This window comes from Xanthobacter sp. YC-JY1 (assembly GCF_021730305.1).
GTDB classification, from domain to species: Bacteria; Pseudomonadota; Alphaproteobacteria; order Rhizobiales; family Xanthobacteraceae; genus Xanthobacter; species Xanthobacter flavus.
Window position 1 is genome coordinate 4400080 of sequence record NZ_CP032674.1, and the last position, 13853, is coordinate 4413932.

17 protein-coding genes are annotated in these 13853 nt (G+C 67.4%); 9 read left to right on the forward strand and 8 right to left on the reverse strand.

Annotated features, from left to right (window positions below; all coding sequences use genetic code 11):
• Positions 1-35 precede the first annotated feature (35 nt).
• From ychF to D7006_RS20690, 6 genes are all read left to right on the forward strand, one after another.
• Positions 36-1133 (forward strand): redox-regulated ATPase YchF, encoded by a 1098-nt coding sequence (gene ychF, locus D7006_RS20665; protein ID WP_169121593.1) that lies wholly within the window; start codon positions 36-38, stop codon positions 1131-1133.
• A 9-nt stretch (positions 1134-1142) separates the two neighbouring features.
• Positions 1143-1604: a MaoC/PaaZ C-terminal domain-containing protein gene (locus D7006_RS20670; protein WP_237354388.1), complete on the forward strand. Its 462-nt coding sequence runs from the start codon at positions 1143-1145 to the stop codon at positions 1602-1604.
• 470 nt (positions 1605-2074) lie between these two features.
• Positions 2075-2407 carry a hypothetical protein gene (locus tag D7006_RS20675; RefSeq protein WP_237354389.1) on the forward strand — a complete coding sequence of 111 codons (333 nt, stop codon included), beginning with the start codon at positions 2075-2077 and terminating at the stop codon, positions 2405-2407.
• A gap of 192 nt (positions 2408-2599) precedes the next feature.
• Complete coding sequence (locus D7006_RS20680) at positions 2600-2944, forward strand: hypothetical protein (protein ID WP_237354390.1); 345 nt, start codon at positions 2600-2602, stop codon at positions 2942-2944.
• Positions 2945-3030: 86 nt separating this feature from the next.
• Positions 3031-3495 carry a MaoC family dehydratase gene (locus D7006_RS20685; protein ID WP_237354391.1) on the forward strand — a complete coding sequence of 155 codons (465 nt, stop codon included), beginning with the start codon at positions 3031-3033 and terminating at the stop codon, positions 3493-3495.
• Positions 3492-3977: a MaoC family dehydratase gene (locus D7006_RS20690; protein ID WP_169121601.1), complete on the forward strand. Its 486-nt coding sequence runs from the start codon at positions 3492-3494 to the stop codon at positions 3975-3977. Before D7006_RS20685 ends, D7006_RS20690 begins: the two co-directional genes overlap by 4 nt.
• Positions 3978-3983: 6 nt before the next feature.
• Here D7006_RS20690 and D7006_RS20695 read toward each other — a convergent pair whose 3' ends face one another.
• Entirely contained in the window at positions 3984-5813 is a 1830-nt protein-coding gene (locus D7006_RS20695; protein ID WP_237354392.1) for an ABC-F family ATP-binding cassette domain-containing protein, read from the reverse strand.
• Positions 5814-5952: 139 nt separating this feature from the next.
• Positions 5953-6132: a YdcH family protein gene (locus D7006_RS20700; protein WP_024277333.1), complete on the reverse strand. Its 180-nt coding sequence runs from the start codon at positions 6130-6132 to the stop codon at positions 5953-5955.
• Between the two features lie 178 nt (positions 6133-6310).
• Between D7006_RS20700 and D7006_RS20705 the strand changes: the two genes are divergently transcribed.
• Positions 6311-6517 (forward strand): YdcH family protein, encoded by a 207-nt coding sequence (locus D7006_RS20705; protein WP_169121603.1) that lies wholly within the window; start codon positions 6311-6313, stop codon positions 6515-6517.
• A gap of 91 nt (positions 6518-6608) precedes the next feature.
• Here the strand turns inward: D7006_RS20705 and D7006_RS20710 are convergent, their stop codons facing one another.
• Together D7006_RS20710 and D7006_RS20715 are read right to left on the reverse strand one after the other, a co-directional pair.
• On the reverse strand, positions 6609-7094 hold the full coding sequence (locus tag D7006_RS20710) for a peroxiredoxin (RefSeq protein WP_237354393.1): 486 nt from the start codon (positions 7092-7094) through the stop codon (positions 6609-6611).
• A 95-nt stretch (positions 7095-7189) separates the two neighbouring features.
• Positions 7190-8095: a protein-disulfide reductase DsbD domain-containing protein gene (locus tag D7006_RS20715; protein WP_237354394.1), complete on the reverse strand. Its 906-nt coding sequence runs from the start codon at positions 8093-8095 to the stop codon at positions 7190-7192.
• 170 nt (positions 8096-8265) lie between these two features.
• Between D7006_RS20715 and D7006_RS20720 the strand changes: the two genes are divergently transcribed.
• A complete protein-coding gene (locus D7006_RS20720; RefSeq protein WP_169121605.1) occupies positions 8266-8883 on the forward strand; it encodes a YqgE/AlgH family protein in 618 nt (205 codons plus the stop codon).
• A gap of 120 nt (positions 8884-9003) precedes the next feature.
• Here the strand turns inward: D7006_RS20720 and D7006_RS20725 are convergent, their stop codons facing one another.
• From D7006_RS20725 to D7006_RS20735, 3 genes are all read right to left on the reverse strand, one after another.
• Entirely contained in the window at positions 9004-10377 is a 1374-nt protein-coding gene (locus D7006_RS20725; protein WP_237354395.1) for a cell wall hydrolase, read from the reverse strand.
• 124 nt (positions 10378-10501) lie between these two features.
• Positions 10502-11425, reverse strand: coding sequence for a methylmalonyl Co-A mutase-associated GTPase MeaB (meaB, locus tag D7006_RS20730; protein ID WP_237354396.1), 924 nt, complete (start codon positions 11423-11425; stop codon positions 10502-10504).
• 207 nt (positions 11426-11632) lie between these two features.
• Positions 11633-11965: a glycine zipper domain-containing protein gene (locus tag D7006_RS20735; RefSeq protein WP_169121607.1), complete on the reverse strand. Its 333-nt coding sequence runs from the start codon at positions 11963-11965 to the stop codon at positions 11633-11635.
• Between the two features lie 275 nt (positions 11966-12240).
• Here D7006_RS20735 and D7006_RS20740 point away from each other — a divergent pair, with 275 nt between their 5' ends.
• Positions 12241-12582, forward strand: a complete 342-nt coding sequence (locus D7006_RS20740; protein WP_237354397.1) for a rhodanese-like domain-containing protein — start codon at positions 12241-12243, stop codon at positions 12580-12582.
• Positions 12583-12718: 136 nt separating this feature from the next.
• Here the strand turns inward: D7006_RS20740 and leuB are convergent, their stop codons facing one another.
• A complete protein-coding gene (gene leuB / locus D7006_RS20745; protein ID WP_169121609.1) occupies positions 12719-13831 on the reverse strand; it encodes a 3-isopropylmalate dehydrogenase in 1113 nt (370 codons plus the stop codon).
• Positions 13832-13853: the final 22 nt, after the last annotated feature.

Sequence of the window (13853 nt, forward strand, 5' to 3'; positions counted from 1 at the left end):
CGCACCGGCGGGCGGGTGCAACTCCTGAGCGTTCCATGGGCTTCAAATGCGGCATCGTCGGGCTTCCCAACGTGGGCAAGTCCACCCTCTTCAACGCGCTCACCCAGACGGCGGCGGCGCAGGCGGCGAACTATCCGTTCTGCACCATCGAGCCGAACGTGGGTGACGTAGCGGTGCCCGATCCGCGCCTCGACACGCTGGCGGAGATCGCCGGCTCGGGCGCCATCATCCCCACCCGCCTCACCTTCGTGGACATTGCTGGCCTGGTGCGCGGTGCCTCCAAGGGCGAGGGCCTCGGCAACCAGTTCCTCGCCAACATCCGCGAGTGCGACGCCATCGCCCATGTGGTGCGCTGCTTCGAGGATGGCGACGTGACCCATGTGGAAGGCAAGATCGCCCCCGTGGACGACATCGAGACCATCGAGACCGAGCTGATGCTGGCCGACCTCGAAAGCCTTGAGAAGCGCGCCGCGGCGCTGGAGAAGAAGGCCAGGACCCTGGACAAGGAGGGCAAGGACACCCTCGACCTCATGACCCGCGCCCTGGTGCTGCTGCGCGAGGGCAAGCCCGCCCGCTTCGCCGAGGTGAAGCCGGAAGAGGAGAGGATGTTCTCCCAGCTGGGACTGATGACCGCAAAGCCCGTGCTCTATGTGTGCAATGTGGAGGAGACCTCCGCCAAGGCGGGAAATTCCCTCTCCGCCCAGGTGTTCGAGCGGGCGAAACTGGAAGGCGCCATGGCGGTGGTGGTCTCGGCCAAGATCGAGAGCGAGATCGCGGTTCTCCCTCCCGAGGAGCAGAAGGAGTATCTGGAGGCCATCGACCTGGAGGAGCCGGGCCTCAACCGGGTGATCCGCGCCGGCTACGACCTGCTGCATCTCGTCACCTACTTCACCGTTGGACCCAAGGAAGCCCGCGCCTGGACCATCACCAAGGGCACCAAGGCCCCGGCGGCGGCGGGCGTGATCCATACGGACTTCGAGAAGGGCTTCATCCGCGCCGAGACCATCGCCTTCGACGATTACGTGAAGTTCAAGGGCGAGGCCGGGGCCCGCGAGGGCGGCCGCTTCCGCCTGGAAGGCAAGGACTATGTGGTCGCCGACGGCGACGTGCTGCACTTCCGCTTCGCCAACTGAGGCTCCGCGATGGTCGGGGCCGGGCCGCAGTTACTCGGCCGCTTCACCTTCACGGCCGAAGAGATCGTGCGCTTCGCCCGCGCCTACGATCCCCAGCCTTTCCATGTGGATGCGGAGGCCGCCGCATCCTCGCCCTTCGGCGGCCTCATCGCCTCCGGCTGGCATACGGCCTCCATGTGGATGGGCCTGTTCGTGCGCGCCCACGGCGCGGAGGCTGAGGACCATGCGGCGGTGATCGCGCCGGCGGGTGTCGGCTTCGGCATGACCGACCTGAAATGGCTCGCCCCGGTGCGCGCCGGCGACACCATCACCTTCTTCACCGAAATCCTCGACGCCCGCCCCAGCGGCAGCCGCCCCGGCTGGACCATCTATCACCGCACCGGCAGCGCCCGGCGGGAAGATGGGACCGAGGTGATGCGCTTCGAGCTGAAGCATCTGGCGCCGGACGCGCGAGAACCGCGCAGCCCTTAGCACGCCCCAGTTTCATCAAGGAATATAATCCTATATCATCTCCTTCGGATTGACGGAGGAGAGCGGCTGTGTCGCAGACAGATGCAGAATTGGATTCCCTCGACCGAATGCGCCGCCTCACGCGGCGGCTGAACCTCGACGTCGCAACATGGCGACTCAAGCTCGCATTGAAGGGCAGCTATGATCCCAGCCAGCCGCGCATTCCGCGCGGCGAGCCGGGCGGCGGGCAATGGGTCGGAGGCGCTGCGCCAGGAACCATACGGACAAAACCAGTAGGACAAAATATTTCAGTCGCTATGCGCCGAATTTCTCCAGCCTTGGAGGCAGAATGCAATTTTCGACTCAAACAAAACACGCTCTATTGCAACATGCTGAAGTCACGGCCCTGCCACGAGCAAGCATCGTTCCGATACGCCGCTCGCCTGCAGGGCCACCCGATTCCGCCACTCCCTTTCTAGGAATTCCAACTTATGTTGATACTTACGCACAATCTCTACCTGCACAAAAAGAATGAGGATCGAAAAATAGAAATCAGGGTATTCAAACCTGAATTTCTGGGGCCGGCATGGGGATGCCGTTATGAAATCGACTGGCCGGAGGGAACACAGGTCATGATGCCCAATGGCATGGACGCTCTCCAAGCTCTCTCGTTAGCGCTCAAAATGATCGGAGCTGACATCTATACAAGCGCCTATCATCGGGAAGGATCGCTGCGCGCCTTCGAGACCGAGGAGGGCTATGGATTTCCGGTCCCAAACAATATTCGCGATCTTCTTGTCGGCATCGATAAAATGTCATTTTAGCATACCAGCTCATAGCGACGCCGATGATCGGGTCGGAAATCTATTCCTTTCCTGTCAGACGGAAGCCGCGCCGCGCTCCGCCAATCCCGAAGAGGGCACCGCGAGGACGGCCCGTCCCAAGCAATCTGCGTGACCTACTCATCGGCGTCGACAAGATGAGCTTCTGATTTCAGCCCTCCGCGGAGCCCCGCCATGGTGACCCTCACGCACACCCTTTTCATCAGGGGCGAGTCCGGCGACACGCCGGTGGAGATTCGCCTTTACCAGCCCGAACACCTCGTGGAGGACATTGGAGAGTCCTGGGGCTGCCGCTTCGAGATCGATTGGCCGGATGAGACCAAGAGCATGGTCATCCACGGGGTGGATGCCCTGCAGGCGCTCATTCTTTCCATGATGTGCGTCGGCGTGCACCTCTACGTGTCCGAGTATCACGACGATGGCGTGCTCTACGCGCCCGGTCGCGAAGGCGGCTACGGATTTCCTGTCACTCAGAACCTCCGCGACCTTCTGGTGGGGCGCGACAAGGAGCTCTTTTGAGCCGGACGCCCCGGTCATCCCCACGCCCAGCTTGACGTTTGCGTCATCCTCGCCTTCCATCGGCCTCCAACGACAGGGAGGCCGCCTTGCCCGACATCTTCTTCGAAGATTTCATCATCGGTGAGGTGAAGACGTTCGGCTCGCACAAGGTGACGGAGGAGGAGATCCTCGCCTTCGCCCGCGAGTTCGATCCCCAGCCCATGCATCTCGATGCGGCGGCGGGCAAGGCGTCCCTGCTTGGCGGGCTCGCCGCCAGCGGCTGGCATTCCTGCGCCATCATGATGCGGCTCGTCTGCGACGGCTTCCTGCTGCGCACCGCCGGCATGGGCTCGCCCGGCGTCACCGAGAACAAGTGGCTCGCCCCGGTCTTCCCCGACGATGTGCTCACGCTCCGCCGCACGGTGCTGGAGAGCCGCACCTCCAAGAGCAACCCGGACATGGGCCTCGTGACATTCCGCTTCGAGCTTCTGAAAGCCGACAAGAGCGCCGCACTCGACCAGACCTGCGTGGTCATGGTCGGCCGTCGCAATCCGGGAGCGCGCCTCGCATGATGTATTTCGAGGAAGTCGAGGCGGGCGCCACCGCCGCGCTGGGCAACCACACCTTCACCGAGGCGGAGATGCTGGCTTTCGCCCGCCTCTACGATCCCCAGCCGTTCCATGTGGATCCGGAGGCCGCGCGGCGCAGCCCGTTCGGCGCGCTGGTGGCTTCCGGCTGGCACACGGCCGCCATGTGGATGAAGTGCTTCGTCGCCTCCAACATGGCGCTGCCCAAGGAGGCCTCCAAACCCGGCGAAGAAGGCGTGCCGGGCGGAGGCTCCTTCGGCCCGGCCTCGGGCTTCACCAAGCTGCGCTGGCTGAAGCCGGTCTATGCCGGCGACACCATCTCGTTCGCCACCGAGGTGCGGGACAAGATCACCATCAAGTCCCGGCCCCAATGGGGCTTCCTGCGCACCTACAATTCAGGGACCAACCAGCACGGGGATCTCGTCATCGACTTCGAGAGCACCGTGCTGATGCGCCGCCGCCCCTGAGCGGGCCTAGCCCTCGAGTTCCTCTTTCAGGATTTCGAGGCGCAGCCACTCCTCTTCCGCGGCGTCGAGGGCCGCCTGCGTCTCGGCAAGCGCCGCCGAGGCCTTGTCGAAGCGCGCCGGGTCGCGGGCATAGAGGGCGGGATCGGCAATCTCGGCGGCCAGCTTCTCCAGCTTGGCACGCAGGTCATCCATGGTCTTGGGCAGCGTCTTCAGCGCGTGCTGCTCATGGAAGGAGAGCCGGCGCTTCCCCCCGGCTGCGGCGCCGCCCGCCCCCTTGCCGGCTTCCGGCTTCTGCTCGCCACCCTTCGCCTTCGCGGCGGGGGCGCTCTTGTCCCGCGCCTCCACGCCGCGGCCGCGCTGGGACAGCATGTCCGAATAGCCGCCCGCATATTCGCGGAACACGCCATCCGCCTCCGCCATGATGACGCTGGAGACGGTGCGATCGAGGAAGTCACGATCGTGGCTGACGAGGATGACGGTGCCGGGATAGTCCGCCACCATCTCCTGCAGCAGGTCGAGGGTTTCCAGGTCGAGGTCGTTGGTCGGCTCGTCCAGCACCAGCACATTGGAGGGCAAGGCCAGCGCCCGCGCCAGCATCAGCCGGCCGCGCTCGCCGCCGGAGAGCACCGAGAGCGGGGCGTTGGCCTGCTCGGGGGTGAAAAGGAAGTCCTTCAGATAGCCCATCACATGCTTGGGCGCGCCGCCCACCTGCACCTGGTCCGAGCCGCCGCCGGTCAGCGCATCGCGCAGGGTGGTGCCGGGGTCGAGCGCGGCGCGCTTCTGGTCGAGGCTGGCGACTTCGAGATTGGTGCCGAGCTTCACCGTGCCCGAATCGGGGGCAAGCTCGCCGGTGAGCAGCTTGATGAGGGTGGTCTTGCCGGCGCCGTTGGGGCCGATGATGCCGATGCGGTCGCCGCGCAGGATGCGGGTGGAGAAGTCCTTCACCACCTCCCGCTCGCCGAAGGCCTTGGCGATGTGCTTCGCCTCGATGACGAGCTTGCCGGAGGCCTCCGCCTCGCTTACCGCCAGCTTGACGTTGCCCACCGCGCGGCGCTCGTCGCGGCGGTCCTTGCGCATGGAATGCAGCAGGCCCAGCCGGCGCACATTGCGCTTGCGGCGGGCGGTGACGCCATAGCGCAGCCAGTCCAGCTCCGCGACGATCTTGCGGTCGAGCTTGTGGCGCTCCGTCTCTTCCTGCTCCAGCACCTCGTCGCGCCACGCCTCGAACGCGCCGAAGCCCTGCTCCAGCCGCCGGGTCTGGCCGCGATCAAGCCAGACGGTGGCGCGCGAGAGGGTTTCGAGGAAGCGCCGGTCATGGCTGATGAGCACCATGGCGGACTTCAGCCCCTTCAGCTCGCTTTCCAGCCATTCGATGGCCGGCAGATCGAGATGGTTGGTCGGCTCGTCCAGCAGAAGCACGTCCGGCTCCGGCGCGATGACGCGCGCCAGAGCGGCCCGGCGGGCCTCGCCGCCGGACAGGTGAGCGGGGTCTTCCTGTCCGGTGAGGCCCAGCTCGGTGAGGAGATATTGGGCGCGATAGGCATCGTCGCCCGGTCCAAGCCCGGCTTCCACATAGGCCAACGTCGTCGCATAGCCGGAAAAGTCCGGCTCCTGCTGGAGATAGCGCACCGTGGTGCCCGGCTGGAAGAAACGCGTGCCGGAGTCCGGCTCGACCAGCCCAGCCGCCACCTTCAGCAGCGTGGACTTGCCCGAGCCGTTGCGACCGACGAGGCACACCCGCTCGCCCGCCGACACGGAAAGCTCCGCGCCGTCGAGCAGAGGGGTGGCGCCGAAGCGCAGATGGATGTCCTGGAGGAGAACGAGCGGAGGAGCCATGGGGCCGGATTAAAGCCCTCCGGTCCGGAACGCAAAGGCCGTTCGCGCGGAACGACACTTTGCGCCGCTCGTCTCCCGGGACGCAAAGAGGTGCGTGTCGCCCTGCATCACGCAGGCGGCGAGCACATCTCTCAGGCCATCAATGTACGGTGGAAGTCGGATTCAGCTTCGACATCTGGTCCTTGAGAACCAGCTTCTTGCGCTTCAGCTCTGCGACACGAAGAGGATCCGAGGCGGGGCTGTTCATTTCGCGGTTGAGCTCCTGCTCGATGGCCGCGTGACGCCGCTTCAGTTCCTGAAGGTGCGACTGGATGGACATTCTTAGCCACTCCCTGTCTGCAACACGACATCAGTCTGTCACGGAGCCGACGAAGAGTCGACCGCCTTTCCGCCACCTCCGTCGACCTCCCATCTTGCGGCGCGGCATACCCGTGCCATAGTCATTCCAACTGGGGGCGAGCGGGCGGCGGACCTGCGCGCCGGTGACAGGACCGGGCATGACGAGCGACGAGGAACGGGATCTCAAGGTCCACCTGGAACGCCTGAAGCAGGAGCATCGGGATCTCGATGCGGCGATCGAGGCGCTGACCAGCGTGTCGGGAGCGGACATCCTGCAGATCCAGCGGCTCAAGAAGCGCAAGCTGCAGCTGAAGGACCGCATCGGCCAGATCGAGGACGAACTGTTCCCCGACATCATCGCCTGAGCGTGGGGCGGGCGCGAGGCCGGCCCTCCTGAGGAGGGGGCCAAGGCGCGGAGGCCGGGCGTGCCCGGCATCCGTCAGTCGGAACGAAGGATCAGAGCTGGGCGAGCAGCGCGGTGGCGCCGGAGGTGTCGGCCTTGGAGGGCACGTCCTCCACGTTGAGCGTCTTCACCACACCATCCTCGACCACCATCGAATAGCGCTTGGAGCGCACGCCGAGGCCGGCGGCCGAGCCGTCGAAGGTGAGGTCGAGCGCGGCCGCGAAGGACGCGTCGGGGTCCGCCAGGAACACGATCTTGCCGTCGGAGCCGGAGGCCTTTTCCCAGGCGCCCATGACGAAGGGGTCGTTCACCGACACCACGGCGATGGCGTCCACGCCCTTCGCCTTGATGGCGTCGGCCTCGTGCACATAGCCCGGCAGGTGGTTCTTGTGGCAGGTGGGGGTGAAGGCACCCGGCACGGCGAACAGCACCACCTTCTTGCCCTTGAAGATCTCGTCGGTGGTCTTCGGCACGGGGCCGTCCTCGGTGGGAACACGGAAGGTGGCGTTGGGCAGTTTGTCGCCGACCGAAATGGGCATCGTCTTCTCCACAGTCTTGGGCGTTCGCGCCCGCGCCGACAATACGGGCTTTTGACCGGGAGAAAAGCGCTGGCTGCGGGCCGGAACGGCCCAGCTCAGCGTGGCGGCAGCTTCGGAACAGGCACCGTTGTCACGATCGCCTTCGGGCCGTCCACGAGGGTCAGCGTGAGCGGCGTCCCGGAGGGATCGGTGCCGGCGGGAATGCCGTCGAGGGGCAGCTCGAACCGGGCGGCGCCGTCCGGCAGCATGGTCTTCTGCGGCAGCGGCAAGGCCCAGCGATCCGGCCCCTCGGCGAACAGATCGGCCTTGGGATTTTGTGCCTTCACCTCGATGACGAGACGCGGCGGCGTGGCGCTGGCGTCCAGTTCGACCTTCTGCACCGAGGTCGGCTCGGCAACCCCCAGCGGGCGCTCCACCGGCAGGGCCGCACGGGCGGCCGAAATGCGGGACGCCTCGGCGCCGGCGTCGCCGCCAAGCGCGATGGAGAGGTCGGCGCGGGCGGGCATGCAGAGGGCCTCGCACACGGCGAAATCGAATGCGAGAGAAAGCTTGGCCGGCTTGTCCTTGTCCTTCAGCTCCACCTTCAGGGGGAACAGGACCGCGCCCTTGTAGCCGATGGAAAAGCCCCCGCCTCCGTCGGCGAAGCGCTTGGGCGCCGGCCATTCCATCTCTACCCGGGCGACGTTCTCCGAACCGCTCCAGTCCAGCGTCGGCGGCACGCCGCTGTCGCCGGGATAGCGCCAGTAGGTCTTCCAGCCGGGGGCGAGCTTCAGCTCGATGCCCGCATCCGCCGTCGTGCCGGAGACCGCGCCCGCCATCAGGATCACATCCGCGCCCGGCACCTTCACCGGAGGTGCGCTCGCAGCCCATGAGGCCGGCGAGAAAGCGGCAAGCATGGCGCCGGCGAGGAGTGCACGGGCCAACACGCCACGGGACGACACTACGAAGGCGGGCCGGACCGCCGGCCGAGCGCCGAGGGCGCGCTGAGGGGTCGATGTCATGGGCCTAGCGGGTACCCGCTCGCGGCTTCGGCGCAAAGCCCTTTGCCTCACCAATCGCGTGCACAAGCGTGTGACCCGCCGCGGGACTCGCGGCCTTTCGGCAGGGCCTCGGCGCTACCTGCAACGCAATCCGCATTTCCAAGACGGCCGAACGGCGGTACCCTTTCTCCATGACTGCGAGCCAGAACCAAACGATCGAAGGCGGGGGATCGGGTTTCCTCGATGGGCAGATGCTCATCGCCATGCCGACCATGCGCGACGAGCAGTTCGCCCGCACCCTCGTCTACATGTGCGCCCACTCTCCGGAAGGAGCCATGGGCATCGTGGTGAACCAGCCGGCAAGCCACATCGACTTCACCGACCTCCTCGTCCAGCTGGACGTGGTTCCCGCCTCCGAACGCATCCTGCTGCCGAAGAGCGCGGGCACCGTGAAAGTGCTCCGCGGCGGGCCGGTGGAAACGGGACGTGGCTTCGTGCTGCACTCGGCGGATTATTTCGTCGAGAACTCCACGCTGACCATCGACGACGGCATCTGCCTCACCGCGACGCTGGACATCCTCAAAGCCATCGCCGGAGGGCGCGGACCGCGCAGCGCGGTGCTGGCGCTGGGCTATGCCGGCTGGGCGCCGGGCCAGCTCGAGACAGAGATCCAGGCCAACGGTTGGCTGAACTGCCCGGCCGACCCGGACCTGATCTTCGGCGCCGGGGTGGAGACGAAATACGACAGCGCCCTGCGCAAGCTCGGCATCGTCCCAGGCATGCTCTCCAGCGACGCCGGGCACGCCTGAGCGTTGCTCCGCTCAGGCGCCGCGTGGGGGGTTGGGACGTTGCTCCGCTCAGGCGCCGCGCGGGGTTGGGACGTTGCTCCGCTCAGGCGCCGCGCGGGCTGAAGCGCGCGGGGCGTCCGCTCAGTAGCTGTCGCCCCAGCGGCGCGGGCGGTAGAAGGTGTGCACGCCGATCTTGTCCAGCTTGCGCATTTCCCGCACCCAGCTCGGATGCACCCAATAGGCGTGGTAGTGCGTGGCCCGGCCGATGGAGGCGAGCCATAGCTTGCCGTCCAGCATATCGGCGGCGATTTCCTTGGCCTGCACCCACATGTCCGGCTCGCGCACCACGTCCTTCACGTCGTCGCAGGCAAAGGTGAACTGGCAGGCGAGGTGCCTGTGGGCGTTCTGGTAGACCGCTCCGCACACGTCGTTAGGGTAATAGCCGGAGAACACCCGGTTCACGATGACCTGCGCCACCGCAATCTGGCCGCGCTTGGGCTCGCCGCGGCTCTCGAAATAGATGGCTTCCGCCAGGCACTTCTGGGCCCGCGCCAGCTTCTCGCCGCCGAGCTCCAGACGCTGGGCGGGCGAGGGCCAGATGCCGTCGCTGGGCGGCGTCTCCAGCTCCACCGTGCTGTCCAGTGACACGAGATTGGCTTCGCCCTCAGCGTGCGGGGCAGGATGCGGCACATAGCCGTGCTCGGCCAAGGCGGCATACTGGAAGGCGAGGGCCGGAAACAGCACGGGGTCGCGGCTGAACACCGCCACCGGGTCCTGATGCGGCACCGGGCGAACAAGCGCGGTTCTGCCGCCGAATTCGCTCAGGGATTCGTCAGGCTGCGCGTCCCGCGCCAGCGTTTCGGCGGCCCGACGCGCCAGCTCCACTTCCGCAGGAACGTCCTCTGCAGCGGCAACCCGCGCAGCGTCCTGGATGAGGGGCAGCTCCAGAAGGATATCGAGCGCCAGCTCCACATAGGCACCGGACATGTCCCGGTGGGCCGGCGGCTCGACCTGCTCATGCTCCGAGAGCACGAGCGGGGGCGGGAAGGCAAAGGCGTCGTCATCGGCCGTGCTGGCAGCGCTCGCATCAGACGACTGCGTCGCGGACGACTCAAGCGCGGGGGCCACGAGGTCCGACGGCACGGGTCCGATACCGATCTCCGCGCGCGCCACATCCAGCACCGGCTGGCCGGCCACGGCGGCGGCAGCCGCGGCCGGGGTGCCCTCTTCGGAGACAGGCGCGAGGGAGGCGGTGACGATGGTGCCGGGTGCGACAACACGGCGCGCCGGCTTCGCAGCCTCGGCCATCGCCTCCTTCGGAACCTCCGGCAGGCCGGTACCGACCGGCTGCGGCAGATCGAGCGTGGCGAGCTTCAGCGCCCGCGCGGAGCCCGGCCAGAGGCCGAGCCCTGAACCGGCCGTCAGGCCTTTCGGCGCCCGGCCCGATACGTCGTCAGCCCCCGCCCCGCAAGGCGTTGCGACGATGAAGGCGGTGGCGACGAGAAGCGGCGACAAAGCCCGACCGGCCCTCGGCCATCGATCCCGACAAATTCCCATACGCCAGCCCTTGCCGAGACTTCATGTCCCCAATAGGGCGCCGGACCGTTGCCGGTCGGCGACACGCAAGAGCATTGTCCGATCAGTCTTGCCTGGAGGTTAATTTCAGCGCCAGCTCCGCTTCGCGGGCAAACGGCCCCTGCCCCCGCAGGTGGAATTTGCGTGCCCGCGCAAGGCCATGGGTGCCGAAGCGGACGCGCACCGCCTCCTCCACCCACTTGTCCTCCTGCGCAGAACGCTGCGTCGCGCGCTGGTTTTCCGTGTCGAGAAAGGCGCCATGAGCCGCGACCGCCGCCTCGAAGGCGTCGAGCCCCTCCCCGGTCGCCGCCGACAGGCGGATGACCGGCACGGTCCACCCGACCGAGGCGGAACCGGCAAGCGACAAGGCCCCGGCCACCTCGGAGGCGGCGCGTCGGGCGACTTCGGCCATATCCGCCTTGGTGACGACGATGATGTCGGGCAGTTCCATCACGCCCGCCTTCATGAACTGAAGGCTGTCCCCCGAGGCCGGCTGGATGCACAGCACCACCGTGTCGGCGACGAGGGAGATATCGGCCTCCGACTGGCCGACGCCCACGGTCTCGACGATCACCAGATCATAAACCGCGCGCAGCAGCACCACGGCGGCGACCGAATCATCCGAAAGCCCGCCGAGCCGGTCGCGAGCCGCCATGGAGCGCACGAACACGCCGCGGTCGTCGGGATCGGTCTTCATGCGTGCCCGGTCGCCGAGCAGCGCGCCGCCGGTGCGACGCGACGACGGGTCCACCGCCAGCACGGCCACGGTGCGCCCGGCCGCGCGGGCGCGGCGGACCAATGCGTTGGTCAGGGTCGATTTGCCCACCCCGGGCGGGCCGGTGAGGCCCAGCACCTCGGCCTTGCCGGCGCGGGCCGCGGCATCGAGCAGCGCCACGAGGTCAGGCTGCCCGCGGGCGGTCTCCACCAGCGCCAGCGCGCGCGCAACAGCGCGTTTGCCGCCGGCGGCCAGGGTGGCGAGATCGGGCACAGGAGAGGTGCGCGGGCGGTCTGGGGCGTCTGCGGAAGCGGGCTCGGGCTCGGGCGGCATTGGGCCAATCTAGCTGCCGCAGTGCGGGAGGCAACTCACCGCGTTTGCGCGCGAACGGAAAAAGGCGCCGGCAAAAGCCGGCGCCTCTCCCACTGATCGGATCCGTGCGGGGGAACGGAACCGATCAACAGTCCTGAAAATCGAGGGTCAGCCGCAGTAGCCGCGCGACACCTTGACCACGTTGCCGTTGGTCTGGCGCAGGTAGCAGCGGCCGTTATTGCCCCAGAAGTAATAGGCGCGGCGCTGATCCTGCTGGTTGCCGATGATGGCGCCGGTGGTGCCGCCGATGATGGCGCCGGCCGCGACGCCGCCCGCATTGCCCGTCACCGCGCCGCCGATCAGCGCGCCGGCCGTGCCGCCGATGAGGGCCCCGCCCACCGTGTTGTTCTGGGCGCTGGCAGTGACGGCCGAGCCGGCGAGGACGGCGGCGGCAAGGGTGAAGGCGGTGAAAGCGCCGATGGCGGCATTACGGGTCGACATCTTGATCCTTTCCGCATCCGCCGGGCGTCAACCCGCGGCGTGCTGCGATGGCACCTGATCTAGCAAAGGCCACATGAACGCCAGATGAGCGGGCTGTTCGGGCATCGTGCAGCTTCGTCCATGGTTCTGAACCGGGCAAGCTGCGCCGTAAAGACCCACTTCCGTTGCGGGTCCCTGCGCCGACAAGGAACACCTCTTGCATCAGCAAGGCGCTCCGGTGCAGGCTCGCGCCCCCGGGACAAACCGGCTCACAGCTTCGTGTTCAGGACAGGTCAATGAGTGAACGCAACCCCTTCGGCGGGACCATCAGCCACCTCTCCCCGTCGGAGGTCCGTCAGGGACTCGCCGATGGCAGCATCCTTCTCGTGGACGTGCGGGAGCCGAACGAGATTCAGGCCGAGCGCATTCCCGGCGCGGTCAATTTCCCGCTGAGCACATGGAATCCCGCCGCCCTGCCGGATCCGGCCGGCAAGCGCCTCGTCTTCTCCTGCCGTTCGGGCCAGCGCTCGCAGCAGGCGGCCGCGGCGGCGCAGAAGGCGGGCCTGGCCTATGAGGAGCACATGAAGGGCGGCATCATCGGCTGGCGCGAGGCCGGCTTCGACGTCGAGCGCGGCTGAGGCGCAAGCGTCCTAGTGGGGGTGCTCCGGCCAGACCGGGGCACCATTCTTTCGGCGTGGCGCATGGCGCCCGTTCTCGCCGATCCCCCTCCGGTCTCGCCGGAGGGGTCAATGGTCAGAATGGCAGCGCGGCCGCTCAGGCGGTCGCGGCGTCGAGTTCAGCGATGATGGCCTTGCCCATCGCCTCGGTGCCGATGGTCTCCATGCCCGGCGCGGCGATGTCGCCGGTCCGCTTGCCGGAGGCGAGCACGCCCGCAATGGCCTGCTCGATGCGATCCGCCACCGCGCCCTCGTTGAACGAATAGCGCAGCGCCATGGCCAGCGAGCCGATCATGGCGATGGGATTGGCGATGCCCTTGCCGGCGATGTCGGGCGCGGAGCCGTGCACCGGCTCGTAGAGCGCCGCGCGCTTGCCGGTCGCCGCATCCACAGCGCCGAGCGAGGCGGAGGGCAGCATGCCGAGCGAGCCGGTGGCCATGGCCGCGAGATCGGAGAGGATGTCGCCGAACAGGTTGTCGGTGACGATCACGTCATACTGCTTGGGCCAGCGCACCAGCTGCATGGCCAGCGAATCCGCCAGCGCATGCTCCAGCTCGACGTCCTTGTAGGCGCGGGCGTGGAGGTCGGTCACCACCTGCTTCCAGAGCACGCCGGAGCGCATCACGTTGTGCTTCTCGGCGGAGGTCACCTTGTTGCGGCGGGTGCGGGCCAGCTCGAAGGCCACGGCGGCGATGCGCTCGATCTCGTAGGTGTCATAGACCTGCGTGTCGATGGCGCGCTTCTGGCCGTTGCCGAGATCGGTGATGGTCTTGGGCTCGCCGAAATAGACGCCGCCGGTCAGCTCGCGCACGATGAGGAGGTCGAGCCCCTCGACCACCTCGCGCTTGAGCGAAGAGGCATCCGCCAGCGCCGGGTAGCAGATGGCGGGGCGCAGATTGGCGAACAGCTGGAGATCCTTGCGCAGACGCAGCAGGCCTGCCTCGGGGCGCGCCTCATAGGGCACGTCGGCCCACTTGGGGCCGCCGACCGCGCCGAGCAGGATGGCGTCGGCGCCCTTGGCGCGCACCATGGCCGCCTCGGAGATGGCCACGCCATGGGCATCGTAGGCGCAGCCGCCGACCAGATCTTCCTCGATGGCGAAGGAGGCGAGGCCCGCCTGCTCCAGCCACTGAGCCACCCGTTTCACCTCGGCCATGACTTCTGGGCCGATGCCGTCGCCGGCGAGAAGGAGGAGCTTGTGGGTGGCCATGGGTCGGTTCCTCGGGTCTTGA

Bases quoted from the DNA above. Each gene is read 5' to 3' on its own strand.
- ychF (WP_169121593.1), top strand. From the start codon at position 36: ATGGGCTTCAAATGCGGCATCGTCGGGCTTCCCAACGTGGGCAAGTCC.
- D7006_RS20670 (WP_237354388.1), top strand. From the start codon at position 1,143: ATGGTCGGGGCCGGGCCGCAGTTACTCGGCCGCTTCACCTTCACGGCC.
- D7006_RS20675 (WP_237354389.1), top strand. From the start codon at position 2,075: ATGTTGATACTTACGCACAATCTCTACCTGCACAAAAAGAATGAGGAT.
- D7006_RS20680 (WP_237354390.1), top strand. From the start codon at position 2,600: ATGGTGACCCTCACGCACACCCTTTTCATCAGGGGCGAGTCCGGCGAC.
- D7006_RS20690 (WP_169121601.1), top strand. From the start codon at position 3,492: ATGATGTATTTCGAGGAAGTCGAGGCGGGCGCCACCGCCGCGCTGGGC.
- D7006_RS20695 (WP_237354392.1), bottom strand. From the start codon at position 5,813: ATGGCTCCTCCGCTCGTTCTCCTCCAGGACATCCATCTGCGCTTCGGC.
- D7006_RS20700 (WP_024277333.1), bottom strand. From the start codon at position 6,132: ATGTCCATCCAGTCGCACCTTCAGGAACTGAAGCGGCGTCACGCGGCC.
- D7006_RS20705 (WP_169121603.1), top strand. From the start codon at position 6,311: ATGACGAGCGACGAGGAACGGGATCTCAAGGTCCACCTGGAACGCCTG.
- D7006_RS20710 (WP_237354393.1), bottom strand. From the start codon at position 7,094: ATGCCCATTTCGGTCGGCGACAAACTGCCCAACGCCACCTTCCGTGTT.
- D7006_RS20715 (WP_237354394.1), bottom strand. From the start codon at position 8,095: ATGACATCGACCCCTCAGCGCGCCCTCGGCGCTCGGCCGGCGGTCCGG.
- D7006_RS20720 (WP_169121605.1), top strand. From the start codon at position 8,266: ATGACTGCGAGCCAGAACCAAACGATCGAAGGCGGGGGATCGGGTTTC.
- D7006_RS20735 (WP_169121607.1), bottom strand. From the start codon at position 11,965: ATGTCGACCCGTAATGCCGCCATCGGCGCTTTCACCGCCTTCACCCTT.
- D7006_RS20740 (WP_237354397.1), top strand. From the start codon at position 12,241: ATGAGTGAACGCAACCCCTTCGGCGGGACCATCAGCCACCTCTCCCCG.
- leuB (WP_169121609.1), bottom strand. From the start codon at position 13,831: ATGGCCACCCACAAGCTCCTCCTTCTCGCCGGCGACGGCATCGGCCCA.